The organism is Streptomyces sp. NPDC056296 (genome assembly GCF_042268605.1).
Lineage (GTDB): Bacteria > Actinomycetota > Actinomycetes > Streptomycetales > Streptomycetaceae > Streptomyces.
This window is the reverse complement of the sequence record NZ_JBHJRX010000007.1, coordinates 144382-163976: the sequence shown is the minus strand read 5'-3', so window position 1 is coordinate 163976 and position 19595 is coordinate 144382. Positions and strand designations below refer to the sequence as shown.

The following is a 19595-nucleotide window of genomic DNA, read 5'->3' as shown; positions in this document are numbered from 1 at the left end:
TAACAGTCTGCTGGCGACTCAATCCCTCATGACGCCGCCCCTTGTCCGAAAACCAGTGCTCACCGGCCTTGGCGAGGCGTCGCTCCAGGTTCAGGGGTGGTCGCGGCGGTTGGCCCAGTCGAGGCGGAACACAGTGAGGCCGTCGGTGTAGAGGGTCAGGGCTCCGGTGGCCGGCAGCGGGATGGCCGTGGAGAGCCAACTGCGGAGCCCGGGGACGATACCGAGTGCGATGCCGTCTGCGGCGGTCAGTTCCCGGGTTCCTTCGGCAGTGGTGAGCAGCGGTTCCTGATGGCGGGCGAGATGGAGGGTGGCGGTGGCGCCGTTCAGATCGAGGGTCAGCAGGGTGCAGGTGGCGAACAGTTGCTGGCTGTCGCGTTCGGCGGTCAGAGTGCGTTCCATCAGATGCAGCAGGTCCTCGCCGCGGTGTCCGCAGAGCACGAGGGAGCGCCGGGCGATGCGCAGGCAGACACCGAGTGCGGCGGCGTCGGGGCCATGTCCGCTGACGTCGCCGACGACGGCGTGCAGCAGCCGTCGTCTGCCTCCACGACGTCGAGGAAGCCCCCGCCGAGCAGGGCCATCGTGGCGCCGGGAAGGTAACGTGCCTCTATTGGCTTCGTCAAGCTGTAGTCGGGGTGGGCGACTGGTAGAAGGTGCCGTCTCGGAGCATCGCGAAGAGGACGTCGATGCGGCGGCGGGCGAGTGCGACGAGGGCTGCGACGTGGTGTTTGCCCTCGCGGCGTTTTCGGTCGTAGTAGGCACGGGACTCAGGTTGGGACAGCGAGGCGAACGCGGCGAGGTAGAAGGCCCGTTTGAGCTGCTTGTTGCCGCGTCTGGAGGGGTGTTCGCCGCGGATGGAGGAGCCGGAGTTCCTGGTCACGGGTGCCAGGCCGGCGTAGGCGGCGAGGTGGCCGGCGGTGGCGAAGGCGCTGCCGTCACCGACGTCGATGAGGATGCGGGCTGCGGTCCTGACCCCGATGCCGGGCATCGAGATCAGGACCTGGGAAAGAGGGTGGGCCTCCAGGAGCTCTTCGATCCTCGCGGCAAGGAGTTTGCGCTGGTCAAGGATGGACTGGAGGGAACTGGCGAGGCTGGGGACGATCAGCGCGGCCGCGTCGGTGCCCGGGACGACGACGGTCTGTTCGTCGAGTGCGGTGAAGATGTCCTCCACCAGTCGCTCGGCCATCCGCGGTGCCTTCGGCCGTATCAGGGTGACCAGTCGTCGCCTTCCGGCTTTGCGGATCTGGGCGGGTGAGCCGAACTGGTCCAGCAGCCTGAGCACGGCCGGGTGCTGGATCCGTGGGCCCAGGACCCGTTCCAGCGACGGATGGATCTGGGTGAGCAGGCCGCGGAGCCGGTTGGCGATCCGGGTGGACTCGCCCGCCAGGTCGTCGTCGAAGCCCGCGATCATGGCGAGCTCGGCGACCGTCTCATCGGCGGGATCGACCGCCCGCAGGGTGTGGGGCATCGCTCTGGCAGCGTCCGCGATGACGAACGCGTCACGAGCATCGGTCTTGGCCTCACCAGGGTAAAGATCGGCGATCCGCCGCATGGTCAGCCCGGGCAAGTAGGCGACCTGGCAGCCTGCACCACGGGCGACTGCCAGGGGCAGAGCTCCGATGGAAGCCGGCTGGTCGACGACCACCAGCACGGTCCCGTGCTTGGCCCGGAGCTTGTCGAACAGCTCCCGCAGCTTCCGTTCGCTGTTGGGCAGCGGCTTGTCGAACACCTTCTTCCCGGCGCGATTGACGGCGGCGGCGTGATGTTCTCCCTTGCCGACATCCAGTCCCAGATAGACGCCGATGTCAGTGTCGTCCGTCACGACCGTCGCTCCCGCCCTCGCCTGTTCCCCGGCCTCACCTGCGGCATCAGCGTGCCGGCATCCACGTTACGAAGAGACTGCCGTACCCGGTTGAGGGATTGGCGCTCGTGCCTCTAATCAGCGGTCTGCCAATGCCTCCGGCACCGGCGACACCACCTTTTCGATCATCTCGACTGGGCGCTCAAGTCATACCGGGGCCGAAGGCCGGGAGCCTCCTTGCGAGGCCACGAAGAAGGTAACGGGGTTGTGCCATCGGGCCACGTCGCCGGCCGCGTACACCCACGGCGCTGCGGCCGTGTAGGCGTCGCACACCACGCCGTCCTCCACGCGCAGTCCGCTGCCTGCGAGCCATTCCGTGTTCGGTTCGGAGCCGACGGCGACCAGGATTTCGTCGGCAGGTATCCGTGTGCCATCTGTCAGGCGGACTCCGGTGGCTCGTCCGGCGGCCGTGTCGATGCCGGCGACGGCACTGCGCAGGCGCAGGTCCACCCCGTGGTCACGGTGCAGCTGGGCCAGATGGCTGCCGACGTACTGTCCGACGGCGTGAGCCAGTGGGACGGGAGCCGGTTCGACGAGGGTCACCGACATGCCGAGAGCTCGGGCGGAGGAGGCTGCTTCCGCGCCCAGGAAGCCGGCTCCGATCACCACCAGACGGCAGCCGCGCGTGAGCCGGTCGCGCAGGTTGAGGGTGTCCTCCAGGTCGTGCAGGACGTGCAGGACGTGCACGCCGGAAGTACCGCACAGGGGCAGTTGCCGAGGTCGTACGCCGGTGGCGATGATCAGCCCGTCGTATCCGATGCGGTCACCGTTGGCCAGGGTGACCGTGCGATCAGGAAGGGACAGAGCTGCCGCCGCGACGCCCAGGCGCAGGTCGAGGTCGAGCCCCTCGAGGACTGCGAGCGGACGCAAACCATAGCCGCTCGGTGGGCCACTCGCCCACCAGGACCTGCTTGGACAACGGCGGCCGGTCGTAGGGCAGGTGCGGTTCCTGGCCCACGAGAGCGATCGAGCCGTCGAACCCTTCCCGGCGCAGTGTCTCGGCAGCCGTCAGACCTGCCACCGAGGCGCCCACGATGGCGACGCGGCGCCTGGCCGGGGTGGTCACCTCTCCACCACACGGATGGCCGCGGCCGGGCAGATGGCGGCGGACTCCCTGACGTCCGAGTGGAGTTCATCGCCGGGTTCGGCATTGAGCAGTTCGACGATGCCGTCGTCATCCTGATCGAAGACATCCGGCGCCAGCAGGACGCACTGGCCGGAGGCGACACATTTGGGCTGATCGACTTCCACGCGCATGGTTGGACTCACTCTGTGTGCTGGTGCTGGGCGGAGAGAGATGAGGAGGTCACCAGGTGACGGGCAGTTCGTAGACCCCGTAGATGAAGCTGTCGTGCTTGAACTCCAGCTCTTCAACGCCGCAGGCCGGCGCCAGGGTGGGGATCCGGGAGTACAACGTGCTGTAGACGGTCTGGAGTTCGACGCGGGCCAAGGGCTGTCCCAGGCACTGGTGCACGCCGAAGCCGAAGGCAACATGGCGGCGGGCGTCGCGGGTGACGTCGAGCCGGCCGGAGTCGGCGAAGACGTCCGGGTCCCGGTTGGCGATGTCCGTGGCGATGATGACACCGTCGCCGGCACGGATGACCTGGCCGTCAATCTCGATGTCTGCCACGGCGGCGCGACGTCGCCCGGTGTGCACGATGCTCAGGTAGCGCAGCATTTCCTCCACCCCGCTCGCCACGACCTTGGCGTCCTCGGTTTCCCGCACAAGGGCAAGCTGGTCAGGGTGGTGGAACAGTGCCAGAGTGCCCAGCGCAATCATGTTCGCGCTGGTCTCGTGGCCCGCGATCAGCAACAGCACACCCGTCATCGCGGCATCATGCTCAGTCATCTCGCCTGTGCTGACCCGCTCGGTCGCGAGGGTGGAGAGCAGGTCGTCCTGTGGCTCGGCGAGCTTGACCGTCACCAGGTTCTCGAGATAGTCGCTGAGTGCGGCGGTCGAGGCCTGCAGTTCTTCCGGCGTCGAAGTGCGGCGCACGATGGTATTGCTGTGGTGCTGGAAGAAGCCGTGGTCGCCATAGGGCACACCCAGCAGTTCGCAGATGACCAGGCTGGTCACCGGCAGCGCGAACTCCCCGACCAGGTCCTTCGGCTTGGGCCCGGCGAGCATGTCGTCGATGCGATCGTCGACGATCTTCTGTACCGCCGGCCGCATCGCTTCGACCTTCTTGACGGCGAAGGGCGCGGTCACCATCCGGCGCATCCGGGCGTGCTCGGGGCCGTCCATGGTGGGGAACCCCTGACGCGTCCTGGAAGCCCGCTTGCGGCCCTCATTGCCGTGCGGATAACCGGCGTTGTGAGGGTCGGCGCTGATGCGCGGGTCGCCGAGATGCTGGGCGCCGAGATTCCGACCTCTCGGGCTACGGACCGAAGCGACAGCCCTTCCTCACGGCCCGCCTCTGCCAGCATCCGCGCGGCAGCCGCCAGGATTTCCTCCTTGAGGGCGTGCCCCTCACCCCACTGGCTCGGCGTACGGCGCTTGAACGTATCGGCCACTTTCCGACTCCTTCCGGTCTCCCCGCTGTGCATTATCGGAGATGGCCGGATTTGGGCCGCACCCCGATGCGGATCGATCGGCGCCGTGCACGGCAACACCTCCCGAGCGGTCGACGACTCAACCCAACGACAGCCGGAGCGTCAGTCAGGTGGAGGTCAAACGCCCAGGCAGTGCGTTCATATCCTCACTGCCGGCGGGGTACCAGTCCATTGTCCTCGTGTGGACAGCCCCGCCGACGTCATGTGCCGGGTACTGGCGAACGGGATCGTCAGTGTCGAATCGGCCGTCCCGGTCCAAAGCTTTGCCGGGGCGTTGCCGATCGCCGGCCAGACCTCCAGGCGGACCGTCCCACCCTTCAGGTTCCCCAGTGAGCCCGTCGCCGACTTGAGGCCGCTGCTTTCGCGGGACGTCTCCCAACCGGTCATGGGATCAGTCGCGAAGTACCGGTATGTCTCCGTCCGTTCGACGGTGCCGTCGCCCGTGAGGTCGTAGCTGACCCTCGCCTGCCGGCCCAGGCCGACCGCCGTTCCCGCGTCCACTTGGATGCGCAAGGCCGTGGACGCGCCCGGCGCGACAGTGCCGTTGACCTTCTTCGCCTCGTAGACCATCGGCTGGTACGGCGCGCCGTCGCGGTTCGTGCCGCCCGCCGACGCGAGGGTGTCGCTGCCGGCCGTCGCCCCGGTCGCCGCCGTCAGAGAACGTCAAAGTCTCGACGGAAGCGACGACTTGAGAGAGCGAGCGCTCTCGCATGAAGGAAAGTAAAACTTTCACAAACAAGCGCCAATAGCTGTTGATCGATTACAGCGGCGACTGCGGTCGGCGCCCCCGCGAACTGCCCACATCACAACTGAGGTGAGAAATTCCATTACGAATCACGACACGTTGACCAGTTTCAGGGCAGCAAGACGCGCAACCTGTTTGAGCTTGGCAAGAAAGCAGCCGTTTCCGGTACTTCTCGGCATCACAGTTTCGTTCGCCGCAGGGGCATCCTCACCAGCGCAGAACCCGGATCAAAGCCCATCACCGCGCTGACCACCGGTACGCCTTTCGCGGAGCAGTCGCGGCAACTGCTAGGTCGAGTAGCCACTACTTTTCAATTTTCGGCCCCGCCCGGGCGCCATTACTCGGCCGGGGCCGTTTCTCGCACGCGGTCAAAGCGAGTGGCGGAGTCAATTGCGCGGAACATCTCGGCGGAGACGAATCCGTCTGCTGTCGCGGTGAAGCGGCTGCGTTCTTTCCACTTGGCCACGAAGAGGTCGATTGATTCTTCCGCCGCAATGTCGAATACGTTGATGAAGGTGACGGGCCCTTCGCCGGATGCCTGCGCGGCCAAGTGCATTCCCGCTGTCAGAAGACGCGATCGGATCCCCCGCCGCGGAGGGTCTGCGACGGGCTCTCACCGAACTTTCTCCGATAGTGATCGGCAAATCGCCCCAGATGGTTGAATCCCCAACGAAATGCGACGTCACTGACCGTCGTCGGAGCATGGAGCAGTTCCCGCCGCGTGCCTTCCAGCCGGACCTGGCGCAGGTATTCCGACGGGCTCATGTCGAAGCGATCACGGAACAGTTTCTGCAACTGACGTACGCCCACTCCGGAGGCATGGGCGAGATCCGTTATGTTGTACTGGGATCCTGGCGCGCTGTGGATCACGTCCACGGCTTTCCCCAGCGCCGTCGGATTCTTGTCGACGGCCCTTGAGTCGAGCGCCTGCGTCATGGAATGGCCCTGCCCGATCAGCAGCCCGACGAGCAAGGCGCGCTCCAAGTAGTCGAGCTGGGCCGCGTGCCCTGGTCCCGCGACGGCGCTCGGGTCCTTGAGGGTGTCGAGCAGGACATTGAGCGTGGCCCACCAGCGCTGCCCCACCGAAGCGGTCAGGTCGAACCCGAGGTCGAACCGCAGGCGCCGGTCCACCGGCCGGCCCAGGACGCGAGCGAGTTCCTCCTCCAGCGCGGCTCGCTCGATCTTGAGGCAGACCTGCGTCGCGTCGACGCTCCAGGAGGGCAGGACCGTGTGCTGGTCCGGGCTGAAGACGGCGGCCAGCTCGGGGGTGGCGACGATCTCCCGTGAGCCGCAGCGGGACACGACCGAGCCTGCCAACGGTACGTTCACGTGGTAACCGCCGACATCACCGGGATCGACGAGTACGTCGGCCCCGAAGCGCACGACGCCCACAGTGAGGTGCCGCAGCCGGATTGCGGACATCCAGGCATGGGAAAGACGCGTGCCGGGCGAGACGAGCTCCATCCGCGCCGGATAGAACGCGTCGTTGACCCGGGCGCGATACTCGTCGAAATCGTCGGACGTACACGGGGGCTGCCCGGCCAGCTCCATGGGACCGCCCGATTGTGGCGTAGCGCCGAAGTGAACCGTTCGCATCGCTCGTCCTCGCCTCCAAGCACCTCTTCACCCAGCGTAGGCGTGCTTGGCGGGGCCGGGGAGTTCGCGTAGCGGACCATCCGCTTCGCAGAGTGGATTTCGGTGGGACCCGACCTTACCTACCGTCGAGGGAATCGAAAAGGGAGCTGTGAGCTGCCGTCGCACCGGCTCGACCGGACGCCACGGCATCCGCGAGAGGAATACGCGTCATGGCCACGCCATACGAGAAGATCAAGGCGCCGGAAGACCCACTGCACAGCGGAGCTCCGGTAGATCCCCAGCGGTTCCGGAACCTGATGACGACGGTGTGCGCGCCCGTGACCGTGGTGACCACAAGTGTCGACGGCTCTCCGTTCGGGGCAACGGTCAGTTCCTTCGCCTCGCTGTCACTGGATCCACCACTGATCAGCGTCGCCTTCGACCGCCGGTCTCTGCTGCTCCACCGGATTCAGGACGCCGGCCGCTTCGGGATCAACCTGCTCGGTCACGGTCAGGCGGACCTGGCGATGCTCTTCGCCGCCCGCGGCCAGGACAGATTCGGCGGGACGGCATGGCACTACGACAACGGTCTGCCGCGCCTTGAAGGCGCAGCGGGGTGGGCGACTTGCGACCTCTACCGAACCGTCGAGGGCGGTGACCATCTTCTGCTGTTCGGGTTGGTACGGGGCGCGAGTCACACGGATCTGCCGCCCCTTGTCTACGCCCATCGGACGTTCGGCACCCATTCCTGCTACGACCAGCGCCCACGCCCTCGGATTGTCGACCAGATCGCCGCTTGCGCTCGCTGACTCGACGCATCACAGACAAGGAGTGATCACAATGACCAAGGTGACCGACACGTCAGCCGCCCCGCACGCCGTACCCGACTCCCCCGAGCTGGTAGAGCGGGTGCGGCTACTGCATTCACTCCTGGAGAAGAACGCCGCTCAGGGCGAGCTCGAACGGAGGGTGCCGGAAGAGAGTATCGAGGCGCTGTGCGAGGCCGGAGCCTTCAAGATCGCTCAGCCGAAGCGCTACGGCGGCTACGAGACGTCGATGCGCACCATGCTCGACGTGTCCGCCGCGGTCGCGGAGGCGGACGGCGGCGCGGCGTGGGTGGTGACGCTGTCCAATGTATGTGCCTGGATGACGGCCCTGTTCCCGCAACGAGCGCAGGACGAGGTGTGGGCGGACAACCCGGACCACAGGGTTTCCGGTGTGCTCGCTCCGACGGCGGAGACGGTGAAGGTGGACGGGGGGTACCGCGTCACGGGGCGCTGGTACTACAACTCCGGTTCATGGCATGCCGACTGGGCCGTACTGGGCATCCCTGTCACCGACGCCGATGGCCACGTGGTCGACCAGGGGCTGGCCCTGATCGCACGGCAGGAATTGGAACTGGAGGACACCTGGTTCGTCGCCGGGATGAAGGCCTCTGGCTCCAACTGCCTGATTGCGCATGAGGTGTTCGTGCCCGACCACCGCGTCCTGTCCGTCCCGCCCGCCATCGCCGGCGACTACGGCACCGAACACACCGACGAGACCCTGTATCGCTCAGCGTTCGTGCCCCTTCTGACGTTGGTTCTGGTGGGACCTCAGCTGGGCCTGGGACGCAAAGCTCTGCAGATCGTGCGGGAGAAGGCCGCGAAGAAGGCGATCTCGTACACCGACTACACCACGCAGTCCGACTCGGTGGCCTTCCAGCTTCAGCTGTCGCGCGCGTCGCTCCAGATCGACACCGCCCATCTGCACGCCTACCGGGCCGCGGACGACATCGACCGGACCGCCGCCGAGGCCGGCTACCCCGACCTCACCACCCGCGCCCGAGTACGCGCCGACAGTGGATGGGCCGTCGAGAACATCACCAGCGCCATCAACGATCTGCTCTTCGCCCACGGCGCCGGGAGCTTCGCCGACGTCAACCCGCTCCAGCGGATCTGGCGCGACTCCGCCGTGGCCGCCCGCCACGCCGTCGTTCTGCCCACCGTCAACTACGAGGTCTACGGCAAGGCTCTGCTGGGCCGCGACGACCACATCACCCCCCTGATCTGACCGGTTGAATCACGCCGGACAGCCACTGAGGTCCCCCAGCTGAGGCCACGATCCCTGCATCAACCATCGGAGGTATGCCATGTCGTCGGGCCGCATCGATGTGCATCAGCACGTAATCCCGCCGCAATACCAGGCTCTTCTGGACCGGCGTGGCATCTCCACCGGCGGGCTGGCACCGGTGTGGAGCGAGGATCTCGCGCTCGAGGCGATGGATGCCCATGGCGTCGCAACCGGGATTGTCTCCCTGTCGGTGCCCGGTGTCCGCCTGGACAACGACGACATGCAAGCACGGAGCCTGGCTCGACAGGTCAATGAGTTCGGAGCCGACCTGGCCGCTCGACGCCGTGACCGGTTCGGCTTCTTCGCCACCCTCACCCTCCCGGACGTGGAAGGCAGCCTGACCGAGGCCGCGTACGCCTTGGACGACCTCGGTGCCGACGGAGTGGTCCTGTTCGCCAACGCCGACGGCGCCTATCTGGGTGATCCACGCTTCGAGCCGCTGCTGGCCGAACTGGACCGACGCAGTGCCGTGGTATGTGTGCACCCTTGCCAACTGCACGGGCCCCCGGCCGACGGGATCCCCGCATACATTGCCGCTGCTGGACACCACGCGGACGGCGGTGAGCCTGGTGCGCAACGGCGCGGTGCGCCGATGGCCGAACATCACCTTCGTCCTCTCGCACGGCGGAGGATTCGTCCCGTTCGCCGCGCATCGCCTGGCCATGACCATGAGCTACGACAGCGACCGAACGGTCGAGGACCTGTTGGCCGACCTCAAGTCCTTCCACGTGGAGACCGCACAAGCGGCCGGCCCGCTCAGCCTGCCCTGCACGCTTGAGTTCTTCGGCCCCGATCATGTGCTGTTCGGCACCGACTGGCCGCACGTCACCAGTCGCGGCGCCGCCTACTTCACCGACCATTACGACCGCTGCCCCATGACGGACGCAGACCGCGACGCCATCGACAGCGGTAACGCACGAAGGCTCCTGCCCCGCTACCGGGGCGGGCGTCAATGACATGCGAGGAGAGAGAACTGTGTCATCCGATCGGTCTTCCACGGACGACAGCCGATCCGCAGGGAGCACCGTACTGACCAATGTGCGTGTCTTCGACGGCCACACGCTCCTGGACCCAGGCACCGTCGTCATCGATGGCTCCCTTATCGGCACCACCGCGGGCACGGGAAGCGCGAGGCACGTTGACGGTCATGGCGGCGTCCTGATCTCCGGTCTGATCGACGCCCACGTCCATCTCAGCGATGTGTCGACGCTGCACTCCTTCGCCGCGCACGGGATCACCACTGCCCTGGACATGGGCACCTGGCCGGCCAGTCTCGTCGCCTCGCTGCGGGGGCGCCCTGGACTCACCGATATCCGCAGCAGCACGGTGGGCGCCACGTCACCCGACAGTGCCCACGCGCAGCGCATGGGGCGTCCTTCCGGAGGACTCGTAAGCGGGCCGGACGACGCGAAAGACTTCGTGGCGCAGCGGCTTGCCGAGGGGGCCGACTACATCAAGATCATCATTGATCTTCCCGGGTTCGACCAGCCGACCGTGGACGCCCTGGTCCTCGCCGCGCACCAGCAGGGGATGCGCACGATCACTCATGCCGCGTCCGCGGAAGCCGTGCGGATGGCTCAGGAGGCAGGAGCGGACATCCTCACCCACGCTCCCTTGGACCATGTGCTGACCGAGAGCGAGGTGGCACGGGCGGTGTCCGACGGGCGGGTGATCGTACCCACACTGGCGATGATGGAGGGCACCGTCGAGGCAGTCAGCCGCCCCGGCGCACCCGGCCCGTCGTACGAAGCAGCGCGTGAGAGTGTCGCCGCCCTGCACAGGGCCGGTGTGCCGGTGCTGGCCGGCACCGATGCGAACGCCGCGACAGGCGTACCCGCTTCGCCGCCCTTCGGAAAGAGCCTGCATCATGAGCTGGAACTGCTCGTCGACGCCAGGCTGTCCACCGTTGAAGCCATGCGAGCCGCCACCGAGATGACGGCACAGCACTTCGGGCTCAACGACCGAGGAGTGATCGCGCCGGGCAAACGCGCCGATCTGCTGCTCGTCTCCGGTGACCCGGTCTCGGACATCCGCGCCACCCAGAACATCGAACGAGTCTGGTGCGCCGGCGTCGAGTACGAGCGCTGACTCGAAAGGGACATACTCTGTGAAGATCATCGCTCTTGAGGAGCACTTCGCCGATCCGGCCGTCAGCAAGGCGGGTGCGGCTACCGCGCAGGCATTGAGCCCAGGCTTCGCGGCCGCCTACGACCCAGCGGCCGGCCTTCCCTATTCTCCCCCTGCCGAGGTCCTGATGGACCTTGCCGAGGGGCGGATCGCGGACATGGACGCGGGCGGCATCACGATGCAGGTGCTCTCATGCCTCGGCGCACAGCAGGTACCGGCGGAAGTCGCCCCCGACCTCGTCCGCGCGGCCAATGACCGGGCCGCCGCGGCGACGCGCTCCTATCCGGACCGGTTCGCCGCGTTCGCCTCTCTGCCGACCGCCGCCCCCGAGGCCGCCGCCGACGAACTGGACCGATGCGTCAACGAGCTGGGCTTCGTCGGGACCATGATCTTCGGTCGTACCGACGGGGAATTCCTGGACGCGCCGCGCTACGACCCGGTCCTCGCCAAGGCCGCAGCCCTGGAGGTCCCGATGTTCCTGCATCCCGCCGTCCCCCCGCTCGCGGTCACCGAGAGCTGCTACTCGGGCGATCTGCCGCCAGTCGTCGCCACCCGCCTCCAGACCGCCGCCTGGGGGTGGCACCAGGAGACGGCCGTCCACTTCCTGCACCTCGTCCACTCAGGCGTGTTCGACAGGTACCCGGACCTGCAGATCATCCTGGGCCACTGGGGCGAGATGATCCCCTTCTATCTGGACCGAGTCGACGAGGCCCTGCCGCAGCGCGCCACCCGGCTCGAACGCTCATTCAGCGAATACTTCCGCGAGAACGTCTACATCGCACCCAGCGGCCTGTTCGGCCAGGCACAACTCCAGTTCTGCCTCGAAACCGTCCCGCTCGAGCGCATCCTCTTCGCCGTCGACTACCCCTTCGCGAGTAACGACGGTGCCGTCACCTTTTTCGACGAGGCCGACCTGCCGGAGCAGTCGAAGCAGAAGATCGCGCACGAGAACGCCGAGCGACTGCTCCGGCTCTAGAGGCCGTCCGGCGCCGTCATGTTCGAGGCGCCTCAGAGGCGTCGTCTTCGTCATCGTCGGCGGCCGCCGGCAGCGGAACCAGCACGCTCTGTATGGCGGGCCCGATCAGCGCGATCAGCGTCTCGCGTTCCGCCTCTGTCAGGGTCGCCACGCCTACGATTCCTCGTCCCACGATGAGACCGACGAGCATCGACGACACGATCCCCGCCCGGAGGGTCGGGTCGTCGACGGCGCGCGAGGCGATGTTGTCGACCAGCAGACGCTCCTGCAGGAACTCGCGCAGCTGGTCGTTCGCCTGCTCGTTGACGATGGCGCCCCGGAGCATTGCCATGAGGGGCTTCGAGCTCGACGACTCCACTTCCCACACCTCGAAGAATGCGCGGACCACGCGTTCACCGAGGTGGGCGTCCGTTCCCTCGAATGCGCTGCTGAAGCGGGTCAGAGCCTCTGCTGGGACGGACATCACTGCGGCGAACAGCTCGTCCTTCGACCGGAAGAACTGCATCACCAACGACGCGTCGACCTCGGCGTCGGCTGCGACCCGCCGTATCGTCGTCGCGGTGAAGCCGTCGGCTGCGAACCGGGCGCGGGCAGCGTCGAGGATGGCCTGTCGGGTCTGGTTCGTCCCCGGTCGGCGTCCACGGCGCCCGGTGGAGACGGATTGCGTATGCGCGGTCATAGCTCAAATCTAACCCCGAAACCAACATCTCAACAGACGTTGAGTTTTTCGTTCGGCGGTCGTACGCTCGCAGAGTCGCCACCCCGGACTCCGGGTCAAGAGATGTGAGGAGCTCACCATGAGCGATGTCCAGAAGGTACTCATGCCGTCGAACCCGCTGAAGCCGGGTATTGACCGGTACGGGATCCTGAGCAACTACGAGCCTGGCACTCGCACGCTGGAGGCCGGTTTCCAGATCGCGCCGCCGTTCAAGCCGCTGCCCGTCGACATCGTGCTCGAGAAGGACGTAGCGGTCACACTGCGTGACGGCGTCACCATCTATGTCGACGTCCTGCGGCCGGCGAACGCCGAGAAGGTCCCGGTCATCGTGGCGTGGAGCCCGTACGGCAAGGGCCAGGGGACCTCGGCCAGCGTCATGGGCGTGTTCAATCTGGTCGGACTGGACAACGGCATCATGTCCGGGCTCGCGAAGTTCGAGGCCCCGGATCCCGCGTACTGGTGCGCGCAGGGCTACGCGATCTGCAACCCGGACATCCGGGGCGTGGCCCACTGCGAGGGCGACAGTGTCCTGTGGGACCGCCAGGAGGGCCGTGACTGCTACGACCTGATCGAGTGGCTCGCCGTTCAGGACTGGTGCACGGGCAAGGTCGCCATGAGCGGAACCTCCTATCTCGCGGTGTCGCAGTGGTTCACCGCGGCCGAACAGCCGCCGCACCTGGCGGCCATCAACCCGTGGGAGGGCGTGAGCGACGTCTACCGCGACCTGGTGATGCGCGGCGGTCTGCCCGACCACGGGTTCGCCCGCCAGCTGCGGGACTACAGCTTCTGGGGCAACAGCAGCAAGGAGGACATCATCGCGGAGGCCGATCGCTATCCGCTGATGAACGAGCTGTGGGAGAACAAGATCCCGCAGTTCGAGAACATCAACGTGCCCGCGTACGTCGTCGCCAGCTACTCCAACACGCTGCACACCGCCGGTACCTTCCGTGCCTGGCGCCGCATGGCGTCCGAGGACAAGTGGCTGCGCATCCACAACAGCCAGGAGTGGCCCGACTACTACGACGAGGCGAACCGGGAGGAGCTGCGCCGGTTCTTCGACCGCTTCCTCAAGGACGAGGACAACGGATGGGAGGAGACGCCCCGCGTGCGCTACTCCCTGCTCGACCTTCAGGGCGGCGACCAGGTCAACATCCCTGCGGGGGAGTTCCCGCCGGCAGAAGTCATCCCGACGAAGTACTACCTGGACGGCCGCTCGCGGACTCTGGGGACGACGGCCCCGGTCGACGGGGCGTCGGCGGGCTACACGCTCGGCGCCAACCCGGACGAGGTGTCGTTCGTGACGCGCTTCGACAAGGAGACCGTGCTGGTCGGATACCCGAAGGCGCACCTGTGGGTCGAGGCGGAAGGCGCGGACGACATGGACCTGTTTCTCCTGGTCCAGAAGCTCGACGCGTATGGCACGCCTCTGCAGCAGTTCACCGTGCCCAACCAGAGCGCGCGGATCCACGACGTCACCGAACGCGGCGGCTCGATCCTGCGGTACAAGGGATCGGACGGACGCCTGCGCGTCTCGATGCGCCACCTGGACGAGAAGCTGTCCACCGATGACGTCCCCGCCCACAGCTTCGACCGGGTCGAGAAGCTCTCGCCCGGCGAGGTCGTCGACGTCGAGATCGACCTGCTCCCTGTGGGGCTCACCTTCTACCCGGGTGAGCAGCTTCGTCTTGTCATCAGCGGACGCTCGCTGCTGGGGACGATGATGCCCGGAATCCGCGAGTACACCCCGGCCGAGAGCGGACAGCACATCATCCGCACCGGTGGCGAGCACGCGTCCTACCTGCAACTGCCGGTCAAGACCGCCTGAGGCGGGCGCACGAGTCAGCAGGTCGCTCTGCCGTCGAGGCGGAGCGGCCTGCTGACTGCGTGGTTGACGTCGCCGGGCGGCGATGTACCCGGCCGGACGAACGGGGTGGTAGCCACGCCGTACTTCGCCGTCGGTGTCCGCAAGGTTGGTTCCGGTTTCGGATCCGAAGCGGAGCACTTGGTTGTGATCGGGCTTGACGGCGTCGAGGAGCAGCCCGTCAGGGTGGCCGAACACCAGCAGCATCCCCTCGGGGAAGCGTTCGCGGTAGCGCGCGGTCGGCCCGCTGGCCACGCCGGTGGACCTCACGCCGGCGGCAGGGTACCGGCGCGGACACGGCGCGGTGTATGGCGTGCTCTGCCTCGCGGACCTGGATGTGGCGCGGCCGCGACAGGTACTGGGAGAGCTGCCGCACCCCGAGACGCAGACGGGCGCCTGGTTGCGGTGCACGTCACCCGCTGCCTGTCGCTGGACGTGCCCGGCCCAGCCAGACCGTCTGCTCTGGCAGGTCTTCAGCCGCAGTGGACGTTCTTCGAACCAGTTCGTGCAAGCTGGCCCTATTCATTCGTCGCCGCGCTGGAGTCGGGCCGAATCACGTTGTGTGGGGCGCTCGACCGCATCCAGCAGCCTGCCCAGCGCCCGCGCCGCAGCCGCAAGCTGCGGATCGTCGCGCCATGAGCTCGCTCGGCCCTCGGCATGCTCGTCCAGCCCGTAAAGATGGGCGGCATAGAACTCACGGCCTGCTGCGGTGGCTTCGTAGTACTGGCATTCGTCGTCGCGCTGCATGCCTGCCGGGATCAGGGCGATCAGACCGGCCCGCAGTACCAGACATGCGTCCCGGTCGAGCGTCCGCAGTGAGCTGAAGTAGCGGATGTCGCATCCCTCTACTGCCCCGCGCAGCAGCCCCAACTCGTCAAGCGGCAGGTCTTCCACGGCGCCCTCCTCAATGTCGGCTGCCGGGTGGCCGGCTGCCGCTGGTCACGAGCAGCCGACTGTTGGCGTCGATGACGGCCTGAAGTTGGCAACCGGGTTGCGATGGTCGCCCCGAGGATGTGCGGCCAGTGGAGGAACTGGCTGATTGGAGCGGCGGCGACGAGCGCCGCCGCCAACGCTCACTGCCTCCCTGGCCGAGGTGCCGCCCTCTCAGGCGCTGTCGACCGCTGCGGCCATGATCCAGTTCCTGAACTCCACGGCGAAATGGCGGAGATGGTGCTCCAGGATGTCAGCCGGGCTGGAGCTGGGCAGGTAGACCGTCAGATGCGAAGAGAAGCCCTCGTCCGTATCCCCGAACTGGATCAGCACCCGGCCGACGATCGTGCCGTCGGCGAGGAAGAGATTGGTGGCCTTCTTGTGCGGAAACGCGCTCTCAGGCAGGAGCTCGTCCGCGTCCGCGGCCCAAGCCATGGCCTCCGCGGCCCAGTCGCCGAGGTAGAAGGAGCAGATGTACGGGCCGATGTTCTCGGTCACGTGGACCGAGCCGTCGTCCTTGTTGACCATCGCGTAGTGCTCGGGCTGGGCGGCGAGGAGCACGTCCTCGTCGGCGAAGGCCTTGCCCATCCAGGCAAGGAACTGTCCGGCGTTGAGCCCCTGCGTCTCCAGCACCGTGGTGCCCGAGGTGAAGCTGCCTCCGGAGTCCTGGGCGCTCTGCCTCAGGAAGGCATTGCCCTCTTCGATGTCCGGAGCCAACAGATCGAGCAGCGTCTGTCGCCCCAGCCGGTCCTTGAGGAAGCTCAGGACACGGCGCGAGTAGAAGAGCTCGAAGTCATCGATGCCCCCGGGTCCGGCCGGTCCTGACGCGAGCCGGACGGCCGCTGTCGTCGAAGATTGCATGTCAGTCATCCGGGAACTCCACTCCGAGTGCGAATGTGAACTTTCATTCGCAATACTACGAGCGTTCCAGCGCGCCCTGTCAAGAGACATGACCAAAGCGGTCCTCGGTACCATGCGTGCCGTGACTGATGATCGGAACCACCTCACGCACTACCGGGAGCCGCGACAGGCACGCAGCGCCGCGACGCTGGCTCGGATGCTGCAGGCCGCCGAGGAGCTCGCCTCCGAGGTCGGCCTGGAGGAGTTGACCATCGCGGGCGTCGCCGAACGCGCCGGCATGTCGGTGGGCTCGATCTACCGTCGCTTCGAAGGCAAAGAGCAGTTGGTCAATGCCCTGACGGCCCGCATGCTGGATCGACGCGAGGAGTACGTGGCGAAGCAGCTACGCGCCGCCGAGCCGTCGCTGTCCGGCGTCCTGACTGCGTACGCTCACTCGCTGCTCCGCTCCTTCGCCGAGGGCGGCAATCTCTTCACCGAGCTGCTGCGCACCCGGGCAGGCGGCGCCCTTGATCGCGGCGCCCGCACCATCTCAGAAATCCACCGCCTGCTCCTCGACGCAGCGATGCCCTACCTGGATCAGATCCGGCACCCCGTCCCGGAGGCAGCGCTCGATACCGCGGCCCGTGCCCTCCTTGGGGCCTGCTTCCACAACTCGCTGCGTCCGGACAGCTTTGCCGGCGAGGCGGCTCTGCACCGGTACGCGGACGAGCTCAGAGACATGGCACTCGCCTATCTCCTCACTCCGGAGCCCGGACGCAGCAGTGAGTCCCCGTAGCCCGAAGGGCAGGACGCGGGGTTTGCCTCTGGCATGTACGGAGGGTCGCCCGCAGTCGTACCCGGTCCTCGTCAAGAGAGAAGCTCACTCGACGAGGACCGTGACCCCGGCAGGTTCGCCTACCTGGCCTTGATCGCGTTCAGGAACGCGACCTTCCCCGCGTCACTGTGCTCACGCAGCACGTTTGTCTGCATGTCGGGCTTGTGCTCCGCCTGCGGCTCGGGCACGAAGGGGTTCCCGGTCCAGGACATGAGTCGACACACCCGGTGCCGGATGAGCCAGCCATGCTCGGTTCGGACCAGCTCGTCGTCGTACCACCCGGTCCCCTGCCACGTCGGACCATCCTCGGCCGATTCGCGCACGAGGAGCCAGTTGCCGTAACTGAAGGCGTTTGCCCTGTCCCCGTCGACGTGCACCAACTGGCCCATCATCGTGTGCTGATGGCTGTCCAGGCTCTCGTGGAACCCGGCGAAGGAGTTCTTGAAGGTGGAGAGGCCGGACCAGGCAGCTCCGGCCGGGCCGAACTCCGCGACCACGTCTTCTGTGAAGATGCGGTCGAACAGATCCCAGCGATGGGCGTCAAGCGCCAGGCCGTAGAGATTCAGGACCTCGACGATGGCAGCCTTGTCATGTTCAATCATGCTCGCGTCCCTCATGCTAAATGTTGCGTTCTGGGTCTTTTACGTCGACGGCAAGATTAGGGCGCATCGGTGCAGTAACGGCTTTACCGGCATCAGCAGATGATGGAAAGCGGAAGCAGCCGCCTCCCCGGAGCCCTCACGGCGCGCTCCCGCGTCGGCTCCGCACCGCCCGGCGCTAGGAGGGCCACAGTCACGTCCCGCGACTTCTGGAGAGCCGCCGACCGGGCGGGCACGTGGGCTCATCGTCAAGCCTCGGACCAAACGCTGTCAACACTTTTCCGGGTACGAGCGAGGGTAATGAGCGAGTGCACACTTCTCCTCGCGCTCATAGGATGGTCAGGCCGTAGTTAATGTTGACACTTTATCCGCCGAGGCCTACGCTCCAGGTTGCGGACTCCTACGGCCGACTCAGCGACGGCTCTGCTGCCTCTCCCTCGCCCAGACACTTCCTGGCTCGCTTCGTGCCCCCGGGAAGCGCCACCGCTGTCGCCGCGGTCCCCATCGAAGCCTCACCAGAGATACCGCCAAGAGCCGGCGGCGCTTGCCGAGCCGGCTCTTGTCTCCCACGGAACGACATACAGGAGATAACGACGATGGTTGCGACTCGAGACACCTCCGAGAGGCTGACGAAGATCCTCGAGAACGTCCGCGCACTGGGCCCCGCCCTGCGTGAGCGAGCGCTGGACGCCGAGCGTGCGGGCCGTCATTCGAACGAGACCATCGCCGATCTGGACGCGACCGGCGCGTTCAACATCAGCAATCCCGTTGAGTTCGGAGGGGATGAGCTGACCGTGCGGCAGCAGCTGGACGTCGTGTCCGAAGTCTCCAAGTGGGACGGCTCGTCCGGTTGGACCGTGTGGGTGGGGGCCTCCACCAACTGGATTCCCGCCGGCTCGGGCGCTCGCGTCGTCGAGGAGGTCTACGGATGCGAGTGGACCGGGCCACGAGTGGCCGGATCGAGTCACTTCCCTGCCTCTCGCGGGCGCGCGAAACGAGTCGAGGGTGGCTGGGCCATCACCGGCGGTCCCTGGACGTTCGGCAGTGACTCGCTCTGGGCTCCCTACACGAACCTTGGTTGCATCGCCGACGACGGTGACGGTCCTTACCTGGTGGGCGTACAGGTTCCGCGTGATGAGCTCCGGTTCCTCAACGACTGGAACGTCGCCGGTATGCGCGCAACTGGCAGCGTGTCCATCACCCTTGTCCGGGACGAGCTCTTCGTGCCCGACTATCGCGTCGTCGACTTCCGTCACGTCGTCGGCGGAGACATCGACAACGGCCTCAAGGGCTCGTTGTGGAAGGCGCCCTCGCTCGGCTGGGCCTTCAGCCTCATGGCGGGGATGTCGATCGGCATCGCGCAGGGTGCGCTGGAGAGGTTCCTGGAGCGCTCCGCCGGCCGCCCCATCCGCGGCACCACCTACAAGAACCAGTTGGACGCGCCCCTGACCCATCTGATGCTCACCGAGGTTCATTCAAAGATCCAGTCTGCGACCTTGATGACGCGTGCCAACGCTGATGAAACCGACCGGCTGGGAGCTGCCGCCGCCGCTGGCGAGGCTGCGGATCCCGAGTACATGCAGATGTTCAGTGCACGGGTGCTCGCCGAGACCGCGTACGCGGCCAAATGGTGTGCGGAGGCCATCGAGCTGCTGCAGCGGAACTCCGGCTCGACGGCCATCATGGAGAGCGAACCGATCCAGCGAGCGTGGCGCGATGCACGGGTCATCACCTTGCACGGAGCCCTCAATCTTGAGGCCCTCTCGGAGAACTACGGCAGGCTGATGGCGGGGGCGCAGCCGCACAAGTTCGCGGGGATCACCACCCTGGACCGCTTCGCGCCCGCTCCGCCCGCCAAGGGCTGAG

16 protein-coding genes and 5 pseudogenes are annotated in these 19595 nt (G+C 66.8%); 9 read left to right on the top strand and 12 right to left on the bottom strand.

The annotated features are described in order from the left end of the window. Nucleotides 1–132: 132 nt before the first annotated feature. From ACFCZF_RS07325 to ACFCZF_RS07290, 8 genes and pseudogenes are all read right to left on the bottom strand, one after another. A pseudogene (locus ACFCZF_RS07325) lies at nucleotides 133–656 on the bottom strand (PP2C family protein-serine/threonine phosphatase); the annotation flags it as partial. Then, the gene (locus tag ACFCZF_RS07320; RefSeq protein ID WP_376670829.1) at nucleotides 617–1819 is read right to left on the bottom strand and encodes an IS110 family transposase; all 1203 of its coding nucleotides are present in this window, start codon (nucleotides 1817–1819) and stop codon (nucleotides 617–619) included. The pseudogene ACFCZF_RS07325 and the gene ACFCZF_RS07320, both read right to left, overlap by 40 nt. Before the next feature lie 237 nt (nucleotides 1820–2056). Continuing rightward, nucleotides 2057–2924 (bottom strand): annotated as a pseudogene (locus tag ACFCZF_RS07315) (NAD(P)/FAD-dependent oxidoreductase); the annotation flags it as partial. Next, entirely contained in the window at nucleotides 2921–3115 is a 195-nt protein-coding gene (locus tag ACFCZF_RS07310; protein WP_376670828.1) for a ferredoxin, read from the bottom strand. The gene ACFCZF_RS07310 and the pseudogene ACFCZF_RS07315, both read right to left, overlap by 4 nt. A gap of 49 nt (nucleotides 3116–3164) precedes the next feature. Beyond that, nucleotides 3165–4205, bottom strand: a pseudogene (locus ACFCZF_RS07305) (cytochrome P450); the annotation flags it as partial. 425 nt (nucleotides 4206–4630) lie between these two features. Then, nucleotides 4631–5071: pseudogene (locus tag ACFCZF_RS07300) on the bottom strand (glycoside hydrolase); the annotation flags it as partial. A gap of 422 nt (nucleotides 5072–5493) precedes the next feature. Next, nucleotides 5494–5706: a hypothetical protein gene (locus tag ACFCZF_RS07295; RefSeq protein WP_376670827.1), complete on the bottom strand. Its 213-nt coding sequence runs from the start codon at nucleotides 5704–5706 to the stop codon at nucleotides 5494–5496. A gap of 14 nt (nucleotides 5707–5720) precedes the next feature. Beyond that, on the bottom strand, nucleotides 5721–6707 hold the full coding sequence (locus ACFCZF_RS07290; protein ID WP_376670826.1) for an AraC family transcriptional regulator: 987 nt from the start codon (nucleotides 6705–6707) through the stop codon (nucleotides 5721–5723). A 254-nt stretch (nucleotides 6708–6961) separates the two neighbouring features. On the opposite strand from ACFCZF_RS07290, the gene ACFCZF_RS07285 reads away from it, so the two are divergent. The 6 genes and pseudogenes from ACFCZF_RS07285 to ACFCZF_RS07260 all read left to right on the top strand — a co-directional run bounded on the left by ACFCZF_RS07285 (nucleotide 6962) and on the right by ACFCZF_RS07260 (nucleotide 11946). After that, on the top strand, nucleotides 6962–7540 hold the full coding sequence (locus tag ACFCZF_RS07285; protein WP_376670825.1) for a flavin reductase family protein: 579 nt from the start codon (nucleotides 6962–6964) through the stop codon (nucleotides 7538–7540). Nucleotides 7541–7571: 31 nt separating this feature from the next. Further along, nucleotides 7572–8783 (top strand): acyl-CoA dehydrogenase family protein, encoded by a 1212-nt coding sequence (locus ACFCZF_RS07280; protein ID WP_376670824.1) that lies wholly within the window; start codon nucleotides 7572–7574, stop codon nucleotides 8781–8783. Between the two features lie 79 nt (nucleotides 8784–8862). Beyond that, a pseudogene (locus ACFCZF_RS07275) lies at nucleotides 8863–9327 on the top strand (amidohydrolase family protein); the annotation flags it as partial. A 46-nt stretch (nucleotides 9328–9373) separates the two neighbouring features. Beyond that, nucleotides 9374–9799: an amidohydrolase family protein gene (locus ACFCZF_RS07270; protein ID WP_376670823.1), complete on the top strand. Its 426-nt coding sequence runs from the start codon at nucleotides 9374–9376 to the stop codon at nucleotides 9797–9799. Between the two features lie 82 nt (nucleotides 9800–9881). Continuing rightward, nucleotides 9882–10931 carry an amidohydrolase family protein gene (locus tag ACFCZF_RS07265; RefSeq protein WP_376670822.1) on the top strand — a complete coding sequence of 350 codons (1050 nt, stop codon included), beginning with the start codon at nucleotides 9882–9884 and terminating at the stop codon, nucleotides 10929–10931. Nucleotides 10932–10950: 19 nt separating this feature from the next. After that, entirely contained in the window at nucleotides 10951–11946 is a 996-nt protein-coding gene (locus tag ACFCZF_RS07260; protein ID WP_376670821.1) for an amidohydrolase family protein, read from the top strand. 16 nt (nucleotides 11947–11962) lie between these two features. Here ACFCZF_RS07260 and ACFCZF_RS07255 read toward each other — a convergent pair whose 3' ends face one another. Further along, nucleotides 11963–12625: a TetR family transcriptional regulator gene (locus ACFCZF_RS07255; protein ID WP_376670820.1), complete on the bottom strand. Its 663-nt coding sequence runs from the start codon at nucleotides 12623–12625 to the stop codon at nucleotides 11963–11965. 118 nt (nucleotides 12626–12743) lie between these two features. Here ACFCZF_RS07255 and ACFCZF_RS07250 point away from each other — a divergent pair, with 118 nt between their 5' ends. Continuing rightward, nucleotides 12744–14489 carry a CocE/NonD family hydrolase gene (locus ACFCZF_RS07250; protein WP_376670819.1) on the top strand — a complete coding sequence of 582 codons (1746 nt, stop codon included), beginning with the start codon at nucleotides 12744–12746 and terminating at the stop codon, nucleotides 14487–14489. Nucleotides 14490–15047: 558 nt separating this feature from the next. On the opposite strand, the gene ACFCZF_RS07245 is transcribed toward ACFCZF_RS07250, so the two are convergent. Together ACFCZF_RS07245 and ACFCZF_RS07240 are read right to left on the bottom strand one after the other, a co-directional pair. Next, nucleotides 15048–15419 (bottom strand): hypothetical protein, encoded by a 372-nt coding sequence (locus ACFCZF_RS07245; protein ID WP_376670818.1) that lies wholly within the window; start codon nucleotides 15417–15419, stop codon nucleotides 15048–15050. Between the two features lie 210 nt (nucleotides 15420–15629). Further along, nucleotides 15630–16325 carry a hypothetical protein gene (locus ACFCZF_RS07240; RefSeq protein ID WP_376670817.1) on the bottom strand — a complete coding sequence of 232 codons (696 nt, stop codon included), beginning with the start codon at nucleotides 16323–16325 and terminating at the stop codon, nucleotides 15630–15632. Nucleotides 16326–16428: 103 nt separating this feature from the next. Between ACFCZF_RS07240 and ACFCZF_RS07235 the strand changes: the two genes are divergently transcribed. Beyond that, nucleotides 16429–17091, top strand: a complete 663-nt coding sequence (locus ACFCZF_RS07235; protein ID WP_375912272.1) for a TetR/AcrR family transcriptional regulator — start codon at nucleotides 16429–16431, stop codon at nucleotides 17089–17091. Between the two features lie 119 nt (nucleotides 17092–17210). Here the strand turns inward: ACFCZF_RS07235 and ACFCZF_RS07230 are convergent, their stop codons facing one another. Beyond that, nucleotides 17211–17747: a nuclear transport factor 2 family protein gene (locus ACFCZF_RS07230; protein ID WP_376670816.1), complete on the bottom strand. Its 537-nt coding sequence runs from the start codon at nucleotides 17745–17747 to the stop codon at nucleotides 17211–17213. Nucleotides 17748–18325: 578 nt separating this feature from the next. Between ACFCZF_RS07230 and ACFCZF_RS07225 the strand changes: the two genes are divergently transcribed. Beyond that, nucleotides 18326–19594 carry an acyl-CoA dehydrogenase family protein gene (locus ACFCZF_RS07225; RefSeq protein WP_376670815.1) on the top strand — a complete coding sequence of 423 codons (1269 nt, stop codon included), beginning with the start codon at nucleotides 18326–18328 and terminating at the stop codon, nucleotides 19592–19594. The last annotated feature ends 1 nt before the right edge of the window (nucleotide 19595 follow it).